Here is a 24,328-nt window from a genome sequence, read left to right as displayed (position 1 = left end):
CGCTGCGCCTATTCCAGCCCCGCCACCTACGAAAACAACCACACATTCGCTACGCTGCCACAAGCGGCGTAACCACAAATCCCGTGTCCACTACACCGGGGCAAGGCCCCATCTACTTCGCATCACTGGTCGACCCAGACGACGGACAATTCCTCGCCGATGACCAACTCCGAGAGATTCTCGGGGCAAGCGGAATAGGCGATCAGGGAAAAATCATCACCTACTGCGGCGGCGGGATCGGCGCCACCATGACCGGATTCGCGTTGAAGCTCTGCGGACGCGAAGACATCGCGGTTTATGACGCCAGCATGATGGAGTGGAACGCCGATCCGAGTCTGCCTATAACCGATCCCTCATCTGACAGGGCGGTCGCATCCGAGTGAGGAGGCCGGTACCTCAGAGACTCTCCTGCAGGCCGCATTTGGTCGTCAGGCCTTGCCGGCGCCCTCGGAGATGACCAAAGCACGTTCAGCACACACGGGACGCTAGGGATGTACCGAAGCGACGAGAAGCTCCGCAGTGAGTTCAATGTCGTCCAGTGCCATCGCGTGGCCTTCCGGAATACTTCTGACGCGGCTCAGTGACCGTCTCGCGTGTGTAACCAGCCAAAGCTTCACGTGGAGTAGGCAGTCGGCCCGCAACTGCAGATCGGCGTTCGAAAGTTGTTGTCGTGCAGCGATACCGGCAGCCGGATCGAGTGTCAACCGGACGATGTCCAGTAGGTCACTGGCCTCCTTGGCTGCGCCGCGGTCCATCAGTGATTGCAGCTTCATCGCGATGAGGGGCCCGGGCTCGGCGACGCGCACGGTTACCGGCGCGAAGCCTGGCGTCTGCAGCGACATTGGGGATGCGGTGGCGGCCCCAGTTGTGGGCCATGACATGAAGGCGCCCGGTGGCGTCGTCAGGAAGATCTTGAAGTGCCGCGTCGGTTACCCCGAGAACGTCAACCTCGACAACGCCGTCCGAGGTGTCTAATAGCGCTCCCGCGGGACCGCGCGGGGTCGCGCCAGCATCGAGAAGCAGTTCAAGCTGCGATGGTTCATCGTCGCGGCGCCGATCCACGGTGTCCAGGTCAGCGGTCGCGCGATGAGGTCGCCCTAATCGGCACACGACCGCCAGTCCGCCGATCAACACAACCGGTCGTGACGTCTGTGCCTCAATACGCGGGATTACGTGGACCAGCCGCTCCATCGCTGTGCCGGCAAGGTTCACCACCTGCACAGGCCCCGCGCTACCAGACACGCGCCCACGGTTCCGGCGGCGTCCACTGAGCGAGGATCTCGTGTCCGCGGCTCGGGTCTTTGGCCAGGTCCAAGGCTACGAACAGCGGTCGAGCCATGGGCCAGCTCTCTTCAGATTCGCCGATCCGAACCCGGGCTGCGCACGTGGCCACTACAGGGGCGGCCTTCAACGTTGCTGCGCGCGTGCCCGGATCCGTAGCCGCGCCAAGCACCTGTGCGGCGCGGCGCAGAGTGCGCATGTCGGGGACATAGAAGTCGGGCGGATGGTCGGCGCGAAGCCCGACGGGCGCCCGATAGTATGCGGCCGCTGTGGTGTCCGTCAGTGCCCAGCCGGTTCCGGCGTTGATGTCGTCATTAATACGCAGCGCATCACGAACCGCCCTGTCCGCCGGCGACGGCAGCGAGGCAACATCCACTGAGGCCGGACGCCAAGCCGACGTGAGACCCCAGAACAGGTCCGGAATCATTGGAATATGCTCGGTGTCAATCAAATTCGCGCGTCGAAGGCGCGCGAGGACCTCTGAAACAGTGCTGGGCGCCCTGCCGATTCGGTGAGCGAGGGAACGCACACCGACAGACTGGCCCGGATTTAGCAGCAGTTCGACTGCGGCTTCCAGGCCAGCTCGACCAGCGAACGGATCGTCAGGAGCCGTCCCATCTTTGTTTACCGGCGCAATGTCGGCATGGACGTAGATCCCGGGTGCTGCCAGGTGCAGTCGGCCCCGCAGATCCAGCCACCCCCAGCCGGCGCTTTCCAGCATCGCGCGCGCATCTTCGGTGATCCGGTCCGCAACGAACACGCCAACTACGTGCTTGCCAGCCCCGGTTTGGGTTCGAGCAAGCTGGTGCGCGTATTGGCCAAGCTGTCGCGGGAGCACATCCGCCGACGCGAGCGTCCGATATTTGGCTTCAATGAACAGGGTCCGGCCGTCAGGAGTTCGGACCTCGATGTCGGCAGCGTCTCCAGCAGAGCCGGTCAGAGAGGCCGTCAGCCCCACCGCTTCAAGCGCCTCAACAAGCGCGTGTTCTGCGTCGGCTGCGCTCAACACAGAATCATTGTTTCTCACGTTCGGTGTTCGGTCAATACCGAACACCGAACGGATGGGGTGTCCGGAACGCGTTGGGGGTTGGGCTCGGTCTGACGCATGCTCGGTCTTCAATCAGTCACATAGCAGGATCTGAATCAGTCAATTCGCATCGCCGCCGCTCACCACGCACACGCAGATCGCTGGCAGAGCTCAGTGATCTGTAGTTGAGCCTTCGAAGTGAAGGCGGTCCTGAGCGGCACCTTTTAGGCCGCCCGTACGGCACCAAGTCTCAATACCTCAGTGTGGGGACACCCCAGATGGACCCCATTTCATCAATGAGGCCGCGGTTGTCGTCAAGCTCAACCAGCCCGAGGGAAACAGCAAACCCAAGAAACCGCCCTGACCGAAGTCGGAGCGGGTTTTTTCAAAGTGGAGCTAGCGGGACGCTACTCGAAACCCGTGTACCAGGGGTCACGCATCCGCAAGACCGTGGAAATCGTCGAAAAACTGGCGAAAACCCAGGTCAGGGAGGTGTCTCCCCTGCCACAGATCCAGAAGGTCGATCGCCGGCTGTCTGCGGAGACGATTGCGGAACTGGTGCAGGCCTACCGAGACGGCGTGGGAACCCCGACACTGCGACGCCGATACAACCTCAGCCAGGGCAGCGTGCTCAAGCTACTGCGGGAGCATGGGGTGATCATGCGGCCGAACGGGACGAACCAGCATTCTCCTTAGATCGGCGCAGCTCCTCGACCGAGACACCTAACTCCCTTGCCTCTTGCATCTCCTTCGCCACGAGGACCAGGGCCCGCGCGAGACGCTTGTAGTCGGGTGGGTCTTTTCGGATGCTCCGCGACACGATAACTTGCGTGTTTTTTGAGCGAGCTGAGACATGCACTTTTCTTGGACGGTTGCTTTTGCGACGGGGAGACATAGTCTGCCTATACCCCCCCCCCCCCCCCCGGAGGTCAAGGAAGCCATCTTTCACTATTCCGAGCGTGCCAGCGCCGTGATATCACGGAGCCAACCACTAATCTCACCGTTCGGGTCTGATTGAGTAAACATTTCTTGAGTCATTAGAGCCGCTGCTTGATCGTTCAGCCATCCCTTGGCTCGCGCTTGTTTCTTGCGTTTCGACTCAGCGCTCAACGTAGCCCACGCGGGAGCATCGGGAGCGGCAGCATGGATCTTTTGCGCCGCAACCTCTGGAACGTCATCAAAATCGTTGATAGTTGGGATTGCCACTTCCGGCCTCGCCGCGACGATTGCTGCACGATCAAGATAGTTCTCAATCTCACGCTTTGTTGTATGTACTGCCGTACAGCCTTGGCGCGCATTGATGGCGGCTGCTTGGCTCTCGTAATGCGGCAGCGCTGGTGGCTGGTGATCACGATCAAAGATATGGTATTCAGGACGATCCAGATGATGAAGCCGCGATACCCACAGCCCCACATTCGATCCACCAACAGGGATAAATATCAACTTTCCTTGCGATTCAAGATCAGCAAGGGAGTCGATCTGTGGATCCCCTTGACTCAGAATTCTTGAGGCGTGCTTTAAGAAGCTTTCGTCATGCTTTCCTTCGACACCAACAAATACGCGAACATCATGATCAGGTAGCACCCCGAGGGCCTTGGCAACCTCTCGAATCGTATTATCGTCTCCGTAGTGAATTTCTCGAGCTCCGCCGTGCCCGACAGCTACGTAGCGTAACGTTCTTGTTGGCAATAGTCGACCAAGCATTGGTGTATGGGTAGTCATTAGAACCTGATAGCCATCTTGCTGAGCGATCTCCTCGATCGCTTGGAGTAACACTCGCTGTGTATCCGGGTGCTGGCTTGTCTCCGGTTCCTCAATCGCATAGATAATTCCGGTGTCGGGGCTCACGGCCCGCCGGGACTCCGCCTGGGCCTGCAGGAATCCAAGAAGAACAAGACGTCGAACCCCACTACCACGCTTATTGAGTGGAATTGCCGACTCCCCGGTTAGTGAAATCTTGAAGATAGAGTCCCACTTGGGGTCCGAGATTTCAGGGTTCAGCTCGGATGCGATCTCGGGCGATAGCGCCTTAATCTTGAGTAAGGTTTGGTCGATCAGCTCACGCACTTGCTGGCGAACGCTGAGCGCAATCTCGTCAAGTGCGGCACGCTGCTCCTCGATAGCTACCCGAACGGCGACCTTCATGGGATCCTGGGCTTCACTATCTTGGTCGGTACTCGGCCGATCTGACCTAAAGAGGAAATATGCCGGAAGCGACTCCTTCAGTCGCGCGTAAAGCTCCTTTGCTCCGGGAGCGATATCAACCTCAATTTCGGTAATCTGAAGGTCTAGTTCACCCACATGGTCCCGGATCGCGGCACGTAGCTCGGCATTAATCCGCTGATTGACTGAGGTCAGATCGACCCCGAGGTCAACGGCTCGCTTCTTCAGATCCGCATTTTTAAGTGCGAGCAAGTCACCTACGTTATCTGCAGACGGGTGATTCGCACGAATAAAGACCTTTGAAGTCGGTGTTTTCAGCTCTCCGTTGAAGGTACGACGGATCTCAAGGTGTCCATCCTCGTTCAACAAATATTCTTCGGTGAGAGTTGTTGCACTTGTCGAATCAACAATAAGTTGCTCTGGGAGTTCGTCAAATTCACATGTGATAGACATGTCGGACTTTTGCCCGTCCTTTGCGGCATCGTCGCTATCTGGCTTTTGCTGGTCAAAAAATATTGCCAACGCTTCAAGCACAGTTGACTTGCCGGCATCGTTTCGACCGATAATCGACGTCAGAGAATCAAGCTCGACCGCTACCTCATCTATATAGCAGCGGAAATTTCGGATCTTGACTTTCCTCAATCTCATATATGAATACTAACATCTTTCTCCAAGGTGTAGCACAATAGTTCGTGCTGTGCACCATTGTATTAGTTTTGGAGGGTCTGATGGTACAACCGTCTCAAACCGACAAACACCGGCCATCTCGGGCGCTTGCGCTTAAAGGTTGTCGGTTCGAACAACTAAGGTAGCGGAACAGATCCGGAGTAGGAAGGCGAGTTATGAGGTTGCTCCACTTCGCTGACTTGCATCTCGACACGCGGTTTCGCTGGGCGAGCCCGCAACAAGCGCGGAATCGTCGGCGGGCTTTGCGCGAGACGCTGATGCATATCTGTCAGGTGGCCGATGAGCAGCGGGTGGATGCACTTACCTGCGGCGGCGACCTATACGAACAGGAAAGGTTCACGCCCGACACGGCGGAGTTTCTTCGCGCGACGTTCGCCGAGATCGCCCCTCTGCCGGTCTTTCTCGCGCCTGGCAACCACGACTGGTTCGGGCCCGTTAGCCTGTATCGCCAGATCCAGTGGTCGCCCAACGTCCATGTCTTTGACACTGCGGAACTCTCCGCAATCGGATTAGCTGACGGACTCACGTTGTGGGGTGCGGCGCACTGCGCGCCAGCGAACACGCCGGGCTTTCTCGACGCCTTTCATGTCGATCGCGGCGGTGTCCATCTTGCGCTGTTTCACGGCTCGGCTCAGGGTGACCTGTGGATGCAGCAAAAGGGGAAAGTACCGCACGCGCCGTTCCGCGTCGAGCAAATCGAGCGGTCCGGGCTCCACCATGCTCTTCTTGGGCATTTCCACCACCCCGTTGAGGCGTCCGACTACACCTACCCCGGCAATCCCGACACTCTTAGTTTCGGCGAGACGTGGAAGGGTGCAGCAGTGCTCGTCACCGTCGGTGGAGACGGGGCTATCAGCCGGGAACACTTCGCGGTTGCGACGTCAATTGTCAGCGATGTCAGCGTTGACTTGACTGGTGTGACACACGAGGGCCAGGTACGGGAAAGAGTTCTTGACGCCGTCGACGACCTTTCCGGCTACGTCCGCGTCACGCTGCGCGGCGCGCTCGGGCCCGATGTCGACGTTCGCCTGCAGGATTTCGAACAGTTGTGTCCAGCAAACCTGGATGCCCTTGTTGTTCAATTTGGCTCCGTGCGTGTTGCACTGTCCGACGACTACGAAACCCTTAGGAAAGAGCAGACAGTGCGCGGGCAGTTCGTCCACGACGTGCTCGGCGCAGACCTCACGGACAATCAACGCCACCGGGTACTGGTCACTGGGCTGCGCGCACTCAACGACCGCATAGACGACCTTGAGGTGCACTGATGCGGATCCGTTCGGTAACCGCGCATGCATTCGGGCCATTGCGAGACGAGACGCTGTCCTTCGCGGACGGAATGACCGTAGTCTTTGGTAACAATGAATCGGCGAAGTCCTCGTGGCACGCTGCCATTTTCGCCGCGCTGTGTGGCAGACGACGCGGCAAGGGTAAACCCCGGGCGGATGAGCAGAGTTTCATCGATCTACATAAGCCATGGGACCACGAGGACTGGCTTGTCACCTCGCAGATCATCCTTGACGACGGCCGAAACATCGAAATGCGCCAGGATCTTGCCGGCAAGGTCGATTGTCACGCCAAGGACTTAGGTCTGGGTCGCGACGTCTCGTCAGAGATCATGAATGATGGGGCTCCAGATGCGTCGGAATGGTTGGGATTGGACCGCTCCTCCTTTGTCGCGACGGCCTGTGTCGAGCAGGGGCAGATGCGACGCGTCCGTGACGATGCTGCGGGGCTGCAGGATCACCTTCAGCGTGCCGCGGCAACGGCGGGGTCCGCAGCGACTGCCGCCAAAGCACTAGGGCGCATCGACGACTACCTGAGGGAGCGGGTCGGACATGACCGGGCCAACTCCACTAAGCCTCTGCGGACCGCGCAACTCTACGTCGAGCGTGCCCAACGGGTGTTAGAGGAGCGCACTGAGGCTCACGAAGAGTACGTATCTCGCGTCGCACGGGCTGAGGAGTTACGCAAAATGGCGGCGGCGGCGGCCGCAAAGGTGTGCGCGTACGAGGCGGCAGCTGCTGTCGAAACAGCCGCCGAACTGACGAAGCGGACATCGCGAGCAAAAGAGTTGTATGCCAAGTACGGCACCACAGCGCCCCCTTCGGCGCTCGATGATGACGACCTCGCCCGGCAGGTCTCCGAGGCATTGACCGAGTGGCGATCGCGTCCGGAAGCATCGCTGCTCCCGGAACGGTCCAGCGCAAAGCTAGAGGAGGAGATCGATGCGCTTCCCGCACCACCACAAGGTGACACCGAACCCCATTCGAGCGTGCTGACAGCCATCGATCGGGTAAAGCACGCTTCAGCACAGCTGGAACTGCAAGCCAAGTCACGACCGTCTGCAACCGCGAGCGCGCCCCAGGTCTCCGCGGATGATGACGAGCTGCTGGACCTGGCTCGCACGCTTGAGACGCCGGTGCCCTCTATACCGCGGGAATTGGTCGAGCGTGAGGCTGCGGCACGAAACGCCGTAAACAGCGCGCGGAGCCGTGGCCCGGTATCAATGGTCCTTATCGTGGCAGGCGCTGCTATCGCCGCCCTCGCCCTGCTACTGCTGACGACCGTGGGGCTAGCCGTCGGCATAGCTGTTGTTGTGATGGGAACCGGGCTGTCTATCGCCGGCGCAGCGCTACGCCTCAGCGGTGCGACCGCATCTTCGGCACGCAAACTTGCTGAGGTGCAAACAACCCTTCAGACGGCGCAGACGCGAAGGGCGGAAATGGCGCGGCGGCATGAACAGGCCTTAGCGCGTTGCGCACAACTTGGGATCCCGGCCGACCCGGCGGCGCTGCGCGCGGTTCCGGTGGCTCGTGCGCACGCCGCCGCGCACCAGCATGACGCCGAAGAATGGGCCAATCAACACGCAACCTTACGGAGTCAGGCCTCGGCTGCGGCTGCGCACCTCAGCGAAGCACTGGCCGCTCGCGGCCATACGCCAAGCGGCAGGGACGAAGCGACACTGTTGGCCGACGCCACCAACTATCAGCAGGCCTGCCGGGACAACACCGCGCAGGCTGCCAATGCGGCTCGCCGTGGCGACCTGGTTCGACAGCTGTCCGACACGAAGGCCGCCGAAGTTAGATCCACAGGCGACCAGGTTATCCGCGCGCGCGCCACCGATCTCGTGATTTCGACGGCGGGCCGTTGCGGAATCGCTTGTGCCACAGCCGAGGACGCGATCGCCTCCATGTATCGGTGGTTGGAGCAGCGGACAGATCGGCTCGACGAACTCGCGACGAAACAACAGGAATGGGCGGAGTTGCATACCCTTCTCGATAGCAAGTCACTTGTCGAGCTCGAAGAGTCGAGTCGGTTGGCGAGCGCCCGTGCGCAACAACTCGGCGCAGCCGACTCGGCGCTGCTGGCGCCCGTGGTGGCGTCGTCAGCCGCCGAACAGCTGCCTGCACTGCGACAAGAAGCATCCCAGGCCGAGACCAAGGCAGCGGCCGAAGAAGGTGAGTTGCGGCTATTTGCAGCCAGTATGGGCAATGTCTCCGAGGCGGAAGAGGACCTTAGTAGAGCCGAGGATGAGCTAGAACGACTACAGCAGCTCAAAGAGACGCTGGAGTTGACGCGCAAGTTCCTCAAGGATGCGCAGGATCGGGTTCATCGTGACATTGCACCCTTGCTGGCTGCGACGCTGAAAGATTGGCTGCCGACGATCACGGATGATCGTTACACGGACGTGATGGTTGACCCCGAGTCGCTTCTGGTGCAGGTATGCGGTAAATCGCGACGGTGGCGTAGAGCAGACCTGCTCTCGTACGGCACCGCCGAGCAGGTGTACCTACTGCTGCGCGTCGCGCTCGCCGACCATCTGACAAGAGGCCATGACACATGTCCACTCCTGCTCGATGATGCCACGGTGCACGCTGACGCCGCTCGCACGCGCGACATCCTCAACCTCTTGCTGCGAGTCGCTGACAACCGGCAGGTGGTTGTCTTTACCCAGGAGGAGCAGGTGGCCACTTGGGCCCGCGAAAACCTCACCAACCCGCAACACACGATCCGCGAGCTCACACCGATCGAGGTCGCGTGACTGAAACGACAACAAAGAGCAGTCTGTGTAGCTCGGGGGATGTCGTTCTGAAGCTTGCTGGGCGGTGTCGCATCTGCCTGCGTGATATGCCTGCTGCTGAAATCCGGATTACCGGACGTCACGCGCATAGAGTTACTACCGATACGGAAGGGATTGTATGCGGGACTCGATCGACAATCCGATCCTGAATTCTCCGTACGACCCGCCGAGCAGGTATTTCGATATCGGCGCGAACGGTCCGACGGGCGAAATCCGGGCCGGGCGACGCCCGAGCGAGTTCTTCATCCCGATCGCGTCGACGCGCAAGACCAAGGAGCAGACGGAGTTCGAATTCGAGGGCACCCACGAGCGGCGCGAGAAGAACACCCTGGTCAACGACCTGCGCAGCGAGGTCGATCGCTGGCGGCAATTCGGCTACGAACGGGTGACTCCGGTGACTCGGAAGCTGTTGCAGCACTGGGCCGACCCAGACCGCGAGAACCGTGTGCTGTTCTGCCAGCGCGAGGCCGCGGAAACGGCCATCTTCCTGGCCGAAGTCGCCGGACGCCACGGCTACACGGACTGGCGGCGACGCCTAGACGAGGCAAACGCCGACCACAACTCGGGCCTGCCGCGGGTGGCGCTGAAGATGGCGACGGGCTCGGGCAAGACGGTTGTGATGGCGATGCTGATCGCGTGGCAGACGCTCAACAAGGTCACCAGTCCGCGTGACGCTCGGTTCGCGAAGCGGTTTCTCGTTATCGCGCCGGGCATCACGATCCGCGACCGCCTACGGGTTCTCTTCCCCGGCGACGTGGACAACTATTACGACAAGCGCGACCTGATCCCACCGGACCTGAGAGGCGCGCTGTACCAGGCGCAGATCATCGTCACGAACTACCATGCGTTCCTCCTGCGGGATGCCAAGGAGATCAAAGGCGTTAGCGCCAATACGCGAAAGGTGCTGCTCAACGGCAGGAACGACCCGTTCCGGGAGACGCCGGATGCGATGGTGGCACGGGCGCTCCGGGATTTCGGCGGCGCCAAGGGCGAGGTCGTCGTGCTAAACGACGAGGCCCACCACTGCTACCAGGACAAGCCGATCGCCGGGCCGAAGCTGTCCAAGGAGCAGTCCGAGGCCAACGAGGAAGCCCGGGTGTGGTTCAAGGGCATCCAGGCGATCGCGAAACGCGTTGGCGTCAAACAGGTCTACGACCTGTCAGCGACGCCCTTCTATCTGTCCGGCTCGGGCTACAGCGAGGGCTACATCTTCCCGTGGACGGTCAGCGACTTCTCGCTGATGGACGCGATCGAGTCGGGCATCGTCAAGATCCCTCGAACGCCGGTCGACGACGACGCTGCAGGCGAGCTGGTCACGTATCTGCAGCTGTGGGATCACGTTGGCGAGGAGCTCCCGAAGCGCAAGTCGACGGTGACCGACGAGAAGTGGGTGCCGCCGGAGGTGCTCGAAGGCGCGCTGAACAGCCTGTACCGCAGCTACATACGATCCTTCCAATACTGGCAGGGGAACCTGGCTGCGGCAGGCCACACCCCACCGGTGTACATCGTGGTGTGTCCGAATACTCTCGTGTCGAAATTGGTGTACGACTGGATCGCCGGAACCGACACGCGCTCAGGCAATCTCGCTGAGTTCAGCAACATCATCGACGGCAGGCCATTGGGCCGTCCGCGCACGATCCTGGTCGACTCCGCACAGTTGGAGTCCGGCGAGGCGTTGACGGGAGACTTCAAGACCGCGGCGGCGGGCGAAATCGAGGCGTTCAAAGCGCAGTATCGGCTGGCCCATCCCGGCGCGGACGCCGAATCGCTCACTGACCAAGACATCCTGCGCGAGGTCATGAATACCGTCGGCAAGCCGGGAACACTCGGCGCAGGTGTGCGCTGCGTGGTGAGCGTGGCCATGCTGACCGAGGGGTGGGACGCCAACACCGTGACACACATCCTCGGCATCCGGCCCTTCCGTAGTCAGCTCTTGTGTGAGCAGGTGGTTGGGCGCGGGTTGCGGCGGCGGTCATACGCGGTCAACGACGACGGCCATTTCGACCCCGAGTATGCCAACGTGTACGGAATTCCGTTTGCGTTCATCCCGTCCGATCGCGCGATAAAGGAACCAATGCCGCGCCCACCGGCTATCGAAGTCGGGGCCGTCGATGGCCGTGAGTCGCTGCGGATCATCTTCCCCAAAGTCGAGGGCTACCGCCTCGAAGTCCCTGACCTGGAACTGTCGTTCGACCTGACGGGACTGCCAGAGTTCGTCATCGGGCGCTCGACGGTGCCGACGTGGACCGAGTCAGCCGGCATCGTCGGTGAATCGGAACGGACGGAGATAACGACAGCCGCGCGTCGGCAAGAAGTGGCTTTCACACTGGCAAAGCGATTGCTGGAGAACCATTTCGAGCTCGACGGTGACCGCCAACCGTGGCGCTTCCCGCAACTGCTGAGAATCTGCCGCGAATGGATCAAAGGCTGCGTGCGGGTCGACCCGGGTTACAGCATCGGCGTTCTGTTGGACAGCACGGAACGCCAGCACCGTGCGGTCGAAGACATCTACAACGCGATAGCGCGCCAGACCGGTGACGGCCGCCCGCGCATGCGGGCACTGATGCGGCGCTTCGACCCAGAGGGGTCGACATCCGACGTCCGATTCCTCACGCACAAGGTGGCGGTGGAGACGGTCAAGTCCCATGTCAGCCACGTGGTGCTGGACGGTACGGGCGGTAACACCTGGGAGCAGATCCTTTCCTACGAATGCGAGCTGAACAAGGACGTGGCGGCATACGTCAAGAACGACCACTTGGGATTCGCGATCCCCTATGTGCACAAGGGCAGGACACATTCGTAAGTGCCGGACTTCCTCGTTCGGCTGGTACCCCTGGCGGATGAGGATTTCGTTCGGACGTTGATCGTCGAGGTGTCCGGTGGGCAGAAGAGTCCCGGCCCGACGAAGGAGAAAGCACGGACCGCGAAGAACGTGTGGTGCCCGGCGGTGAACAATCACGGCGATTATGGCCGATGGGGTTATGTCGAGGTCACGGATATGGTGACGGTGAAGCGGAAGCTTGCCGACGCCATTGCGGCGTTGTATGCCGACCAGGCGATCATCGGTGACCCCGAGCTGATGGATTTCAACGAGGTGCGACGTGGCGCGTAAGGTTGCGGCCTCCGGGCCGACGGAGGTCAAATCGATTCAACATCAGGATAAGAGGGCCAACATCCCGACCGCCGACGCGCACGATTTCGTCGACCCGGTCATCGAGTCGCCGACGAAGGTTTTCTACCCGCGCGATCCGAGCCTCGACCCGCAACTGGTGTGGCGCGGTAAAGACGAGCAGGATTCCGCCGATCTGTTTGTCGACGCGCCACCGATCTACATCCAGGAGAAAATCGACCCGCGGGTGCTGATCGAGAACCTACGCGCCACCGCCGCCCGTCCCGAGGACGAACCCGAGTTCACGCTGTTTGACACCTTCGACGGCCTCGACGAACTGTCGCAGCTGGAGTTCTACCAGCACCAGGCGAACTGGTCGAACCGGATGATCCTCGGCGACTCGCTGCAGGTGATGGCGTCACTCGCGGAGCGAGAGTTGTTGCGCGGCAAGGTGCAGATGGTCTACCTCGACCCGCCGTACGGCATCAAATTCGGCTCCAATTGGCAGGCCACGGCCCGCAAGCGCGACGTCAAGGACGGCAAATACGAGGATATCGCCCGAGAAGCCGAGCAGATCAAAGCATTTCGCGACACTTGGGAGTTGGGTATCCACTCGTACCTGTCATACCTGCGGGATCGGCTCGTCGTGGCGAGAGATCTGTTGACGGAGAGCGGAAGCTGCTTTGTACAGATCGGCGACGAGAATGTTCACCTGGTGCGGAGTTTGATGGACGAGGTGTTCGGCTCGGAGAACTTCGTCTCGCTGATCTCGTTTAGAACAACGACCGGCGCGGGGAGCTTTGCGGGCGGAACCAACGTCCTTGCCTCGGTGACTGATTACATAGTTTGGTATGCGCGCGATCTTGAGTGCATCAAGTACCGGACGTTGTATCAGCAACGAAGCATTCGCGACGACGGGAATTATCGGTTCGTTGATGAAGCGGGAAGCCTGCGGACCCTTACTCCACAAGAGCAACGCGAGGTAGACGTCCTTCACCGCAACGGATCTCGCATATGCCGCGCAAATCCCCTGACGTCGCAAACAACTCGTGTCGGGCAGACAACAGTGTTCCCGGTAGAGATTGATGGGCGCACCTACTCGCCGGCGAAGGGCGGCTGGAAGACCAATACGACCGGCATGGAGAACCTCAAAATTGCGGGACGACTCCTCCCCCTGGGTAAGACGCTGACCTTCGTCCGCTACTTTGAAGACTTTCCACTTCAGGCGCATTCAAATGCTTGGGACGACACGCGTCAGAGTGGTTTCGGCGATCCCAAGCTCTATGTCGTCCAAACCAACACCAAGGTCATCGAGCGCTGCATGCTCATGTGCACCGATCCGGGCGACCTGGTCCTCGACCCGACCTGCGGCTCCGGCACAACGGCTTTCGTCGCGGAGCAGTGGGGTCGCCGCTGGATCACCATCGACACTTCCCGCGTCGCACTGGCACTGGCCCGGCAGCGACTCATGGGCGCGAAGTATCCGTACTACTACCTCTCCGACTCCGTAGAGGGCAAGGCGAAAGAGGCGGGGGTCACCGGCAAGCCATCGCCGGCGGGCATTCCTGCCAACGATATTCGGCACGGCTTCGTCTACGAGCGCGTCCAGCACATCACGCTCAAGTCGATTGCGAACAATCCCGACATCAAGGAGGGCATGAGCCGCAAGGAGATTGACGACGCCGTCAAACGGCACGCCGACTTCGAGCGGCTCTACGACCGTCCCTACGAGGACAACAAGAAAGTCCGCGTCAGCGGGCCGTTCACCGTCGAAAGCCTGTCCCCGCATCGCGCGGTCGCGTTCACCCCGATGGTCGATGACGCTAACCGCGAGTCGATCAGCGAATCCGCCGGTGCCACAGACGCTTCCGCGCCCAGTTTCGAGCAGACGATTCTCGACAACCTCGCCAAGGCCGGCATCCAGAACGGCAAGCGCAACGAACGCATCAGGTTCGCGACCGTCGACCCGCACGCCGGGTCTTACATCCAAGCCATCGGCGACCGCGCCGCGAACAGCGACGACAGCGCACGACGCATAGCTGTCGCAATCGGGCCCCAGTACGGCACCGTCAGCCCGACGTTCATCAAGGGTGCTGCTCGCGAAGCGATTGCCGCGCCCGATGTCGACCTGCTTGCAATCCTCGCCTTCGCCTACGACCCGCAGGCCACCGGTGTCACCGAATCCGACGGCGTCACCGTCGAAGCCAGCGGCGAGGGCTTTGCGAACGTCGCCGCCGAACGCAAACTCGGCCGCATCAAGGTGCTGCTTGTCCGCATGAACGCCGACCTGCTCATGGGCGAGGACCTCAAGAAGACGGCATCGGGCAACCTGTTCACCGTGTTCGGCGAACCCGATATCGACCTGCGCCGCGCCGAGTCGGGTGGCGTGATCGTCGACCTCAACGGCGTCGACGTGTACGACCCCACCACCGGTGACGTCCGCAGCGACGACACCGGCCAGATCGCGTTGTGGATGATCGACACCAACTACAACGGAGAGTCATTCTTCGTCCGGCACTGCTACTTCACTGGCGGTAACGACCCGTACAAGCGACTCAAGGTCGCGCTTAAAACCGACATCGACGCCGACGCCTGGGCCAGCCTGTACCAAACGACGTCGCGCGAATTCCCCACTCCGGAGACTGGCAGGATCGCAGTCAAGGTAATCAACGACTACGGCGACGAGGTCATGAAGGTGTTCGAGGTGTGAGCCTTAACAGTGGGTCGGCCTGAGGTTCCCGTCTGCTCATCCTCCTGCTCGATCGACAGCCAATCGTCGAGGGTGATACCGAAGGCGTGGCTCGGCACAGTTCGGCGTCACGCTGGCATCCGATCTTGGGGTCGGCCCATTCGATGAATTGGGGCTCGGATGACTGGCGGCGCGCATGTAGATGAAGCGACCAGCGCCTGCAGGTGGTCGAAGAGGCAGCGCAACGGGCTCTTGCCGAGCCGAACGCGTAGGACGGGCTTGTGATGTACCTGGGCGAAGCCCTGCACTTGCGCTATGGCGACCGCGGACTGAACGAGACCATGAACAACCGCGCCCTCGGCGACAAGCGCGTCGCGGAGGTCCGAGACCGCCATCGCGCCATACTCATCGCGCTGGTCGACAACGCGAAGGCACAAGGTGTGGTTCGGCCAGACTTCGACCAGAGCGACTTGATTTTCTTCAGCTAGGCCTGTCCGCGATCATGGAGCAAACCCGCGACGTGTCACCCGATCTCTACCGCCGATACCTCGCCGTGATGCTCGACGGCATACGCGCCGAAAGTGCCGACCGCTCCGATCTGCCGGTCGGTCCCTTGAGCGTCGAGGACACGCACCTGAGCCATGACACCAGACGTTAGGCCGAGAACTGGATAATTGTCCCCTTGGGAAATGTGCCTGGCCGGTTCTGATTCGGGCTTGAGATCTGGCCCGCAACTTGCATCGGCTTGAGCGTCTTTGTCTTCACGTGAGTTTCGAGGTATGGCGTCGCGACGATCACGTGCGCGATCACCGTTTCGATGGTGACGGCTTGACCACGGAAGTATTCCATGAGGTGCCTGCGCAGCGGCTCGGCGTCGACAAGCTCAGCGAAGATCACCTCCTGGTTGGCGAATCGATCCCGGAAGGTGTAGTCGCCGCTCGGGGCGACCTTCCACATCGCTTCCTTCATTCGGCTCATGCCGATCGGCTCTCGAGTGCAGTAGAAGAGGTCGTACACACGTTTGCCGCGGTCGTCGTACATCGTGAAGCTCTGGATGTACGGAAAGTTGCACTCGTCGTGAAGTCGCTGCTTATAGAGGTCGTGGACAAAATGGGCGCTCTCTCCGGGGGCGAGCGTGGCGACGCCCTTGAACTCGTCCGTCCCGAATAGGTCTTTAAGCGCCTTATCGATCTGACCGCTGCCCGACCAGCGCACGCTCGCCTCGTTGGCGAAGTAGACCAGCATCTCCGCTTTCGGAAAGTCCGTCAGACGCTTCAGGATCGCCATCGGCGTGGCCTTGACTCCGACCGGATCGACGAAGGCGAAGATCGGAGCGAGCTTGGCCTCCCTCTTGTCGATGTCATCGAGGATTTCGGTGGTCAGATCGATGAAGGTTGAGTTGTTGATGTCGATATTGACGTTCGCTGGCCATGGTTGATGTGCGGCCTGGAACGCCGCAACCTGCTCCCCGAGATGGTTGGCACAGCCCCCGTCTTGTTCGTTGAACAGGAAGACGAACTCGGTGGCGCTCATCGCCGTGAACGCCGAGTGGTCAATCAGCGTCTGCAGCGCGATGATCGGCGACCCCGGCGAGCCGCCGAGGTACTCGCCTGGGCCGGCGAAGGCGTCGTAGTAAACGACCCGCTTGTTCCACCGCGCAATGATTGGAAACCATGCGCCCAGGTAGCGGCGTAGGAGTGCATGCTTCGCGGCAGTGTGCGGAGGGCATTCACGAAGTTCAAAGGCCTTCTTCGGCTTGGGCGACATCCTGCACCGGCTTTCAGTGTTCGGCTTCGCAGCGACGCTAGTCCCGATGATCTTCGGCCCGCGGCCGACACGCCTGGGCGTGCGATGCCCGCGCGGCATCGATTGTCGGAGTGCCGCCGTACCCTCAAAGCGTGGCTGACAGGAGTTCGATTGAGTGGACCGAGGCCACGTGGAACCCCACAACCGGGTGCGACCGCATCAGCGCTGGTTGCGACAATTGCTACGCGTTGACCCTCGCCAAGCGGTTGAAGGCGATGGGCAATCCGAAGTACCAGGTTGATGGAGACCCGCGGACGAGCGGACCGGGCTTCGGCGTGCAAGTGCACGAGGATGCCTTGGATCTGCCACGACGGTGGCACAGCCCAAGAACCGTGTTCGTCAACAGTATGTCCGACCTGTGGCATGCGCGAGTGCCCGATGCCTTCATCCAGCGAGTCTTCGACGTGATGGTCGAGACGCCACAGCACACCTACCAACTGCTCACGAAGCGACCGAGGCGACTGTCACGGATGGCCGATAAGTTGCCATGGACGAGCAACATCTGGATGGGTGTCTCGGTAGAGGACCAGTCTGAGGCGTGGCGAGTCGATGAACTGCGCCATGTGGAGTCAGCGGTCCGGTTCATTTCGGCGGAACCCCTCATCGGCCCGGTCGATCTCGACCTCACAGGCATCGACTGGCTGATCGCCGGAGGAGAGTCAGGAGCTAAGTACCGGCCGGTCGATGCGATGTGGGTTCGCAGCTTGCGGGACCAGTGCGAGCGTGCCGGTGTTGCCTTCTTCTTCAAGCAATGGGGCGGTATTCGTGCGAAGTCAGGCGGTCGCGAGCTGGACGGGCGTACCTGGGACGCGATGCCGGACAGCGCAGAGTTGACCGGGGCAGGGTCGCGCGAAGCTGGTCGGGCAGCGCTCGGTTGAGGACGACCGGATCGATCACCGTGCCTGCTCGATCGTGACACCTTGCCCTTCGGCTTGTCGCAAGGGCAAATGTGGCGGCTCCCACAATGCAATCGGATCGACCGCATGCCAACGATTGATGTGCCGGTATCTGCAGTCCGCACCGGCTCGCTCATCCCTCCTGCTCGATCGACAGCCAATCGTCGAGGCTGATCCCGAATGCATAGGCCTGGCAGAGTTCGGCGTGGCGCTGCTTGCCGATCTCGGGGTCGACCCATTCAATAAACTCACGTTCGGGGTGGCTGGCGTCGCGCAGGTGGATGAAGTAGTCGTACCGCCCGTGGCTGGGCTTGCGGTCGCGGGCCAACGGTGGCGGCAGTTCCAGCCGGTAGAGCACGGTCCCCCGCACGCCGCGGTCCAGCAATTGAGCGTCGGAGTCCAGTACCAACTGCTCGAATGTCATGTACTGCAGGGCGATTGCCCGCATATCGACATTATCGAGAGCGGCGACGTCCTGAATGAGTAGTTGGTGGTCGATCACCTGGAAGTACAGGCGCTTGTCGAATTCGGTCCCGTGGAGGAAGTAGTAGCCGTTGCCATCGGGCCAGACGACCGCCATGCGCCCAGTGTCGTCGTGGAGCACGCCGGGTCGTCCCTCGGCAAGCCGTACAACGGGGCTGGGCACGATGATCGCGGTGTGGTCTGCGGCAATCAGCCAACCGAGCCCGTCACGGCAGGCACCGTGGAGGGCGCCTGGCAGCGTCGCAATCGCGTCTGCCGAGAGGACGAACACCTCGCCGGTTCGGAAGCGCCGCTGTGTCGCTTCCCGTCGGACAGCGTGGTCGAAGACCCGATCATGCACTCCGAGGACGATGTGCCGATCATCGTCGAGATCCTGTATCGCCGTTGGAGTCCGTCGTAGCGACGTATTCGAGAGGCGTGCGTCTGGACCATGGACGACGGCCAGGCGTAGTGCATCATCGAGATTCGATATGACGACGTACTTGGTTCCCTCGTCGGCACCGTGGGCTCGGTAGTAATCGGTGACGTGCTCAATCACCCGGTCGCGGCGAAAGGCCATCGCTAGTCAGCGATGTACCGGCGTGGCGCAACCGTCGAGCGGATATCGAACTCGGTCTTGCGGACAACCTTCCATGTGCCGGCCGGGACCATCAGCTCGCGGTGCTGCTGGTGATTCTTGTGATGCCGAAGCGGGGTATCAGCAGGCAAGTCAACGAACAGATCCCCGTTCATCGCGACAATCTGTGCGAACACCTCGTCACTTTCGAGCACGTGATGATGGCCCGATTCACTATGCCCGACAATGCAACTAGTCACGTGCTCGGTTTCACCAAAGGGCACCGTCGCGACGGGAAGCAGCAGGATCTCGCCGTGGCGGATGGGTGTACGCGCAGACATGATGAGACCACCTTTCGGGACCGGAATCGGAGGAACCGCACGTGCGGCCGGTGCGGAAACCATGGACACGACGGATCTACGGATCGTACAATTGTTCGAACCCCAATGACAAGGTTTTGGCAATGCCAGTTCACGTAAGTGAGCTGCATATTATGTTGTGCAGCAACATATTTTTAGCCTGCCTTCATTGCATGGCTAAGACGCACCGCCGCCTCGCGCTTCTGCAGCCGGGTGCACACACCTTCCGGGAGAGTCCACTGCCGTCGACCAACAATTGAGAGTTCGCGCCTGTGGCACACGGCAGTGGTCGTCTTGAATGATGCGCTGGACGCTGTCGCCTCGTCACTGGCACGCCGTGACGTCGACCATCCGGCCACCTGTAATCAACGCACTGTCTAGCGGCCGTTCTGTCGCTCTTTCCCTGTTGCCCATAAGCTTTCGCCGGTGTCGGTACGTGACGACTCACCGAGCCAGCGGAGCATGCGTGGGCGGCTCGGCGCGTATGAATCCTGGGCGAAGACCGAGGACCGCAGCGCACGGACCTGGCCCGCCCGAAAGGCCGCGCTTGATCGTTTCGAGCGCGAAGTCGACCCCGATGGCGTCCTCACGCCGCAGGAGCGTGCTAGACGTGCCGAGTGGGCGCGCAAAGCACACATGCAGCGGATGGCGATGAAATCCGCCGCTGCTCGCAAGCGCCGCAAGACGATCTGCCCGTCTTGCGGGAAGCCCAAAGACCCCGAAACGGTGCGGTGCGCCGCGTGTCTTGCCAAAATCCGGGAGCCGTGACGGCGCTGGCGCCCTGGCTGACTACGGCGCAGGTCGCAGAACTGTGCGGCGTTGATCGTGCCGAAGCCTATCACCGCCTGTTGCCGCAGCTCGACTTCCGGCGCATCGGCGTCCGCGGCGGTGCCGCACCGTGGGGCCGGCTGATCCGGGTCGAGCGCGGGTCAGTTCTGCGGCTGTGCGGCCACGCGGACATCCCGGCTGCGACGCTGCCGCGCTGGGTGACGCTCCCGCAGGCTGCCGACTACTACCAGGTCAGTCCCCACCTCATCCGCCGGATGATCGCTTATGAGCAGCTCGATGCCCGTCGCATCGGCACCAGCGGCGCCATCCGCATTGACCGTGACTCATTGCTGGAGCTTGGACGAGTCCGCGTCTGGCAGCCGTCGTGACGCGGCACTACATGACCGTCGCCGAGGCCGCCGAATACCTCCAGATCAGTGACCGCACGGTGCGCCGCTTGATCAACGACGGCGAGTTGACCGGCTACCGACTAGGTCGGTCGAAGCGCACCATCCGGGTCGACCGAAACGAGATCGACGAACAGCTGATGCGCCCCCTCAACGCCCCAACGCGGACACGGAAACGACGTCCACAGTGAGCGGCGATCCCGGCTCGATCAAAGCAACCGCCCAATGCGGGGAGTGCGGGCACTTCGCCAGCATTCATCACGGCGGTGGTGGTGGCCGCCCAGGTGGATCATCCTGTGCCGCATCCGAATGCGGTTGTCCGAAGTTCGTTGAGCGTGACGGCGCTCGCGTGCCATTGGGACGCGACAACTTGACAGCTTGCCGAGGTCGCACAGCTCATCGACGTGTCCGTGCACACCCTGAGCTACTGGCGACAGAGCAACCAGGGGCCGCAGTCGATGAAGGTCGGCAAACGCACGCTGTACCGACGCAACGACATTGAACGCTGGCTCACAGAGGTCGACGGCCGCGCAGACCTCGTGCGAGTGCCACCGTCTGACTGGTACCAGCGAGCGACCGAGCCAGCGGGACAGATCGACCCGTGCCACACCGCACCGTGGAAGCTGGCGAGCACCTACGCGCTGCTCGCCATCGCAGAAGCGCTCGCAACGAAGCGGTCCCGCACCACAGCCCCTGGACCGTCGTTGCCATCGCCGACACCCGAACACCCCGACAGCGAACTGCTGACGATCGATGAGGTAGCAGCAATGACGCGGGTATCGCCCGACACCCTGCGATATTGGCGACACACCGGAACCGCCGGGCCACCGTCGTTCAAGCTCGGACGCCGAGTGCTGTACCGCCGCAGCGACGTGGACGCGTGGTTGCAGGCCGCGCGTCCCCGGCCATAAACACCGCCACCGCCTGGCCGCTGCAGAAATCTGCTGGCTTCGTGTCGGCGCGCCAGGTTACATTCACACGCATGATCGTCGGACAGCACAGGCCTCGGGACTCCGTGGAGACACCGCGGCCCCTGTTCGTCCTCATCCGGGGGTAGCGGGCAGGGGCCATGTCCCCGGAGGCCTTGCCTTGTCCCGCACCGATGCCCACGCTCCGCTCTGGGTCCGACTCGCTCGTGGCGAACTTGCCATCGAGGCCACGCACGCGTCTGACCATGCCCACTGCGACCTCCCTCCGCGTCCGCCCACAACTCGGCCACCCTGGCGGCCAAACACAAACTGCTACTGGTCGTTCCGCTATACCGGTACCGCGATCTGCTCATGCTGGATGTGTCATGCCGGCTGGGAGGCTCGTCGGTCAAATCGCGTCGAGCGCTATCGCGATCGGGTTGCACTGCGTGCAGCCCTCGGACACTGGCGTCACGGTGACGAGGACGCGTTTGATGACCTCACCAAAGTCCGTCGCACGCGCTTTTGGTGATTGCCTCGTGTCGCTGCAATTCGATTGCCAGCAGGACCGTGATCGGTCACCATGGCTACTCATGCGCGTTGTCTTGGTGACTGGCGCGCCCGGCTGCGGACAGACGACCACATCGTTGGGGGTCGGAGTCAGTTTTCAGACGACGCCGACACGTGCGAAACAAGTACCGCAGTATGCGATACAGGCTGCCGATCACAGCCCAGACTGAGTGCATGTCGACACGCTCGGCCGAGACGTTGGGGGCCTAGGATGTCCGCCAAGCTGGACGGCGACTCTGGCTGGTATCGGCAGGGCAACATTCGGCCCGACTGGCCGGGCGAAACTGTTGCAAAAGTGAGGTGCTGAGTCATGCCTGAAGTAACGACCTATTTCGACGATGACATCATCGATGTCCGACTCGATGACGGCAGCACGAGACAGTTCTACTGGGGCGACGAATGCAGTCGGCTTCCCGACGAAGATGTCGACGGGAAGTGGCGGGTACGGGCTCAGCGTGCCGGCGGTGGTCCCGGTGTGGAGGGCTATGTGCGTGCCAAGACCGGACTTCGCGAGTCGGGTCTTCTGCGGCTGGCGATGGTCGATGTCCAGCAGGGCGACGGCCTGATCCTCCAGACTCCTGATGACAAAGTCGTGTTCATCGACGGCGGCGATAACAAGCTGTTCGCCCGGTTTGTGGCTGCCGCGTTCCCGGGTAGCAGCGACGGGGAGCCGGCCGTAGTGGATGCCATGGTGATCACCCACGGCGACGCGGATCACTTCGCTGGGCTTAGTGAACTGCGTACGTCTGAGACCCTCACCGAGCCTGTCACGAATTTTGTGTAAGTCAGAGGTGAGTTGACTACGAATTGTATTCTAACACAATGGAATTCGACCGGGAAAGAGTCTGGCGAGTGTGTTCAATGCCACAGTCCAGTTGTGCGTTCCCGTCCCGGAGAAGCCTCCTCTCTCGCTGGAGATGTTGCGCAACCCCAGATACAGCAACTTCATCGCGGCGTCGCGGTCGGGGAAATGCCCGCGGTTCTTGGTGATCTTGCGCAGCTGGAAGTTGATCGACTCGATGGCGTTGGTGGTGTAGACGATCTTGCGCAGCTCCACCGGATAGTCCAGGAACGGCACGAACTCCGGCCAGGCGTTGCGCCACACGTCGATCGCGCCGGGATACTGGGCGCCGTAGGTAGTGTCGAAGTCGGTGAGCGCGAGCTCGGCGGCCTCGGTGGTCGGGGCTGTGTAGATCGCGCGCATCGACGTGGCGACCTTCTTGCGGTCCTTGTAGGACACGAACCGCATGGCGTTGCGGATCACGTGCACCACGCAGGTCTGCACCACGGTGTCGGGGTAGATCGAGCGGATCGCATCCGGCAGCCCGGTCAACCCGTCGCAGCAGGCGATCAGGATGTCGTGCACCCCGCGGTTGCGCAGGTCGATGACCACCTTCTGCCAGAATTTCGCCCCCTCGGAGTCTTGGATCCAGACCCCCAGAGCGTGTTTGCGGCCCTCCAGATCCACCCCTATCGCCAGGTAGGCGACCTTGGTGGTGACCACCCCGTTGTCCTTGATGCGCAGCCGCAGACCGTCGATGTAGAGGATCGGATAGACCTCGTCGAGCGGGCGGGACTGCCAGGCCTTGATCTCATCAACAACGACATCGGTGACGTTGGAGATCAGCTCACGCGACACCGCAGCCCCATACACCTCTTCGAGGTGCGCTTCGATGTCGCGGGTGGTCATTCCGCGCGAATACAGCGACAACACAACAGAATTGATGTTATTGAGCCGGCGCGCCTTCTTCGGCACGATCGCCGGCTCGAACGACCCGTTGCGGTCGCGCGGCACACTGATCTCGACCGGGCCGTTGACCGTGGTCACCGTCTTCGATGACGAGCCATTGCGCGAATTACCCGAGCCGCGCCCGGCCGGATCCCCGGATTCATAGCCCAGATGGTGGGTCATCTCGGTCTGCAGCGAGCGCTCCAGCACAGCCTTGGTCAACTCGTTCAGCAAACCGTCCGCGCCGTCGATCGGGGTCCCCGACTTCACCGCATCCTTGATCAGCGAATCCAGCGTCTCCGCCGAGAACGTCTCAGCCAGCCGCCGCGCGGCCGACTTCTCCTCAGCCGGCAACTGCGTGGTCTTCGTCACAAAACACTCCTTCTGTCCGCCCCAACGGCTGTTGACCGTCTCTCGGGATGACGACCACGGGGCAACCATTCGTCATTGAGTGTGGTGATGTGGCCGGTGCTGTCGTGGCCGGTTGATCTTGTTCGTGTGCACCGTCAGTGTGACGAGGAACTGATGGGTGCGCGGCACCTCGCTGAAGTCTTGGCGGGCTTGCGAGGTGCCGCGCTGTAGTGCTCGGAGGCACTGATGGTGACGGTAGAGGTCGATCCTGTCCGCGTCGAGTCCCGGTTGATGGCCGGCGCGATTGCCTGCCCGGTCTGCCCTGACGGCGTGCTGGGCGGCTGGGGGTATGCCCGGTCCCGCCAGGTTGAAGGACTCGATGATCCGGTGCGGCCGCGGCGGGCTCGGTGCCGCTCCTGTTTGGTCACCCACGTGTTGTTGCCGGTCACGATGCTGTT

General features: G+C 61.6%; 20 protein-coding genes and 2 pseudogenes. 15 read left to right on the top strand and 7 right to left on the bottom strand.

Features of this window, described 5'->3' with window-relative positions:
- On the top strand, nucleotides 1-383 hold a 383-nt coding region (locus ORI27_RS31100), incomplete at its 5' end, for a sulfurtransferase (RefSeq protein WP_266001014.1).
- A gap of 102 nt (nucleotides 384-485) precedes the next feature.
- On the opposite strand, the gene ORI27_RS31095 is transcribed toward ORI27_RS31100, so the two are convergent.
- Both ORI27_RS31095 and ORI27_RS31090 read right to left on the bottom strand, forming a co-directional pair.
- Nucleotides 486-842, bottom strand: a complete 357-nt coding sequence (locus tag ORI27_RS31095; protein WP_266001016.1) for a hypothetical protein — start codon at nucleotides 840-842, stop codon at nucleotides 486-488.
- 389 nt (nucleotides 843-1,231) lie between these two features.
- Entirely contained in the window at nucleotides 1,232-2,287 is a 1,056-nt protein-coding gene (locus ORI27_RS31090; protein ID WP_266001017.1) for a helix-turn-helix domain-containing protein, read from the bottom strand.
- 441 nt (nucleotides 2,288-2,728) lie between these two features.
- Here ORI27_RS31090 and ORI27_RS31085 point away from each other — a divergent pair, with 441 nt between their 5' ends.
- Nucleotides 2,729-3,004 carry a hypothetical protein gene (locus tag ORI27_RS31085; protein ID WP_266074046.1) on the top strand — a complete coding sequence of 92 codons (276 nt, stop codon included), beginning with the start codon at nucleotides 2,729-2,731 and terminating at the stop codon, nucleotides 3,002-3,004.
- A gap of 252 nt (nucleotides 3,005-3,256) precedes the next feature.
- Here ORI27_RS31085 and ORI27_RS31080 read toward each other — a convergent pair whose 3' ends face one another.
- Nucleotides 3,257-5,119, bottom strand: a complete 1,863-nt coding sequence (locus tag ORI27_RS31080) for an ATP-binding protein (protein ID WP_266001019.1) — start codon at nucleotides 5,117-5,119, stop codon at nucleotides 3,257-3,259.
- A 194-nt stretch (nucleotides 5,120-5,313) separates the two neighbouring features.
- On the opposite strand from ORI27_RS31080, the gene ORI27_RS31075 reads away from it, so the two are divergent.
- The 5 genes and pseudogenes from ORI27_RS31075 (at nucleotide 5,314) to ORI27_RS31050 (ending at nucleotide 15,525) form a co-directional block, all read left to right on the top strand.
- Entirely contained in the window at nucleotides 5,314-6,423 is a 1,110-nt protein-coding gene (locus ORI27_RS31075; RefSeq protein ID WP_266001020.1) for a metallophosphoesterase family protein, read from the top strand.
- A complete protein-coding gene (locus tag ORI27_RS31070) occupies nucleotides 6,423-9,200 on the top strand; it encodes an AAA family ATPase (protein WP_266001021.1) in 2,778 nt (925 codons plus the stop codon). Before ORI27_RS31075 ends, ORI27_RS31070 begins: the two co-directional genes overlap by 1 nt.
- A 157-nt stretch (nucleotides 9,201-9,357) precedes the next feature.
- Nucleotides 9,358-12,351, top strand: a pseudogene (locus tag ORI27_RS31065) (BPTD_3080 family restriction endonuclease).
- On the top strand, nucleotides 12,341-15,058 hold the full coding sequence (locus ORI27_RS31055; RefSeq protein WP_266001024.1) for a site-specific DNA-methyltransferase: 2,718 nt from the start codon (nucleotides 12,341-12,343) through the stop codon (nucleotides 15,056-15,058). The pseudogene ORI27_RS31065 and the gene ORI27_RS31055 overlap by 11 nt, the downstream one beginning before the upstream one ends.
- Nucleotides 15,059-15,318: 260 nt before the next feature.
- Complete coding sequence (locus tag ORI27_RS31050) at nucleotides 15,319-15,525, top strand: hypothetical protein (protein WP_266001025.1); 207 nt, start codon at nucleotides 15,319-15,321, stop codon at nucleotides 15,523-15,525.
- Nucleotides 15,526-15,691: 166 nt separating this feature from the next.
- Here ORI27_RS31050 and tcmP read toward each other — a convergent pair whose 3' ends face one another.
- Nucleotides 15,692-16,804, bottom strand: a complete 1,113-nt coding sequence (tcmP, locus tag ORI27_RS31045; protein WP_266001026.1) for a three-Cys-motif partner protein TcmP — start codon at nucleotides 16,802-16,804, stop codon at nucleotides 15,692-15,694.
- 131 nt (nucleotides 16,805-16,935) lie between these two features.
- Between tcmP and ORI27_RS31040 the strand changes: the two genes are divergently transcribed.
- Complete coding sequence (locus ORI27_RS31040; RefSeq protein WP_266001027.1) at nucleotides 16,936-17,721, top strand: DUF5131 family protein; 786 nt, start codon at nucleotides 16,936-16,938, stop codon at nucleotides 17,719-17,721.
- A gap of 151 nt (nucleotides 17,722-17,872) precedes the next feature.
- Here the strand turns inward: ORI27_RS31040 and ORI27_RS31035 are convergent, their stop codons facing one another.
- Nucleotides 17,873-18,319 (bottom strand): hypothetical protein, encoded by a 447-nt coding sequence (locus ORI27_RS31035; protein WP_266001028.1) that lies wholly within the window; start codon nucleotides 18,317-18,319, stop codon nucleotides 17,873-17,875.
- Nucleotides 18,320-18,334: 15 nt separating this feature from the next.
- Between ORI27_RS31035 and ORI27_RS31030 the strand changes: the two genes are divergently transcribed.
- Nucleotides 18,335-18,622 carry a hypothetical protein gene (locus ORI27_RS31030; protein ID WP_266001029.1) on the top strand — a complete coding sequence of 96 codons (288 nt, stop codon included), beginning with the start codon at nucleotides 18,335-18,337 and terminating at the stop codon, nucleotides 18,620-18,622.
- Between the two features lie 161 nt (nucleotides 18,623-18,783).
- Here ORI27_RS31030 and ORI27_RS31025 read toward each other — a convergent pair whose 3' ends face one another.
- Nucleotides 18,784-19,182, bottom strand: coding sequence for a hypothetical protein (locus ORI27_RS31025; protein ID WP_266001033.1), 399 nt, complete (start codon nucleotides 19,180-19,182; stop codon nucleotides 18,784-18,786).
- A gap of 381 nt (nucleotides 19,183-19,563) precedes the next feature.
- Here ORI27_RS31025 and ORI27_RS31020 point away from each other — a divergent pair, with 381 nt between their 5' ends.
- From ORI27_RS31020 to ORI27_RS30995, 5 genes are all read left to right on the top strand, one after another.
- The gene (locus ORI27_RS31020; RefSeq protein ID WP_266001030.1) at nucleotides 19,564-19,905 is read left to right on the top strand and encodes a hypothetical protein; all 342 of its coding nucleotides are present in this window, start codon (nucleotides 19,564-19,566) and stop codon (nucleotides 19,903-19,905) included.
- Nucleotides 19,902-20,294 (top strand): helix-turn-helix domain-containing protein, encoded by a 393-nt coding sequence (locus tag ORI27_RS31015; protein ID WP_266001031.1) that lies wholly within the window; start codon nucleotides 19,902-19,904, stop codon nucleotides 20,292-20,294. The genes ORI27_RS31020 and ORI27_RS31015 overlap by 4 nt, the downstream gene beginning before the upstream one ends.
- Before the next feature lie 11 nt (nucleotides 20,295-20,305).
- Nucleotides 20,306-20,503 carry a helix-turn-helix domain-containing protein gene (locus ORI27_RS31010; protein WP_266001034.1) on the top strand — a complete coding sequence of 66 codons (198 nt, stop codon included), beginning with the start codon at nucleotides 20,306-20,308 and terminating at the stop codon, nucleotides 20,501-20,503.
- 213 nt (nucleotides 20,504-20,716) lie between these two features.
- A complete protein-coding gene (locus ORI27_RS33070) occupies nucleotides 20,717-21,223 on the top strand; it encodes a helix-turn-helix domain-containing protein (RefSeq protein ID WP_323055698.1) in 507 nt (168 codons plus the stop codon).
- Nucleotides 21,224-22,100: 877 nt separating this feature from the next.
- Nucleotides 22,101-22,574, top strand: a complete 474-nt coding sequence (locus tag ORI27_RS30995; protein ID WP_266001032.1) for an MBL fold metallo-hydrolase — start codon at nucleotides 22,101-22,103, stop codon at nucleotides 22,572-22,574.
- 30 nt (nucleotides 22,575-22,604) lie between these two features.
- Here the strand turns inward: ORI27_RS30995 and ORI27_RS30990 are convergent, their stop codons facing one another.
- Nucleotides 22,605-23,840, bottom strand: coding sequence for an IS256 family transposase (locus ORI27_RS30990; RefSeq protein ID WP_266001036.1), 1,236 nt, complete (start codon nucleotides 23,838-23,840; stop codon nucleotides 22,605-22,607).
- A 276-nt stretch (nucleotides 23,841-24,116) separates the two neighbouring features.
- Here ORI27_RS30990 and ORI27_RS30985 point away from each other — a divergent pair.
- Nucleotides 24,117-24,328: pseudogene (locus ORI27_RS30985) on the top strand (helix-turn-helix domain-containing protein); the annotation flags it as partial.

It is taken from the genome of Mycobacterium pinniadriaticum, from assembly GCF_026242045.1.
Lineage (GTDB): Bacteria > Actinomycetota > Actinomycetes > Mycobacteriales > Mycobacteriaceae > Mycobacterium > Mycobacterium pinniadriaticum.
Note: the sequence above shows the minus strand (reverse complement) of the source record. Positions and strands in the feature narration are given on the sequence as shown.

Bases quoted from the DNA above. Each gene is read 5' to 3' on its own strand.
- ORI27_RS31095 (WP_266001016.1), bottom strand. From the start codon at position 842: ATGTCGCTGCAGACGCCAGGCTTCGCGCCGGTAACCGTGCGCGTCGCC.
- ORI27_RS31080 (WP_266001019.1), bottom strand. From the start codon at position 5,119: ATGAGATTGAGGAAAGTCAAGATCCGAAATTTCCGCTGCTATATAGAT.
- ORI27_RS31075 (WP_266001020.1), top strand. From the start codon at position 5,314: ATGAGGTTGCTCCACTTCGCTGACTTGCATCTCGACACGCGGTTTCGC.
- ORI27_RS31070 (WP_266001021.1), top strand. From the start codon at position 6,423: ATGCGGATCCGTTCGGTAACCGCGCATGCATTCGGGCCATTGCGAGAC.
- tcmP (WP_266001026.1), bottom strand. From the start codon at position 16,804: ATGTCGCCCAAGCCGAAGAAGGCCTTTGAACTTCGTGAATGCCCTCCG.
- ORI27_RS31035 (WP_266001028.1), bottom strand. From the start codon at position 18,319: ATGGCGGTCGTCTGGCCCGATGGCAACGGCTACTACTTCCTCCACGGG.
- ORI27_RS31025 (WP_266001033.1), bottom strand. From the start codon at position 19,182: ATGGTTTCCGCACCGGCCGCACGTGCGGTTCCTCCGATTCCGGTCCCG.
- ORI27_RS31010 (WP_266001034.1), top strand. From the start codon at position 20,306: ATGACCGTCGCCGAGGCCGCCGAATACCTCCAGATCAGTGACCGCACG.
- ORI27_RS30995 (WP_266001032.1), top strand. From the start codon at position 22,101: ATGCCTGAAGTAACGACCTATTTCGACGATGACATCATCGATGTCCGA.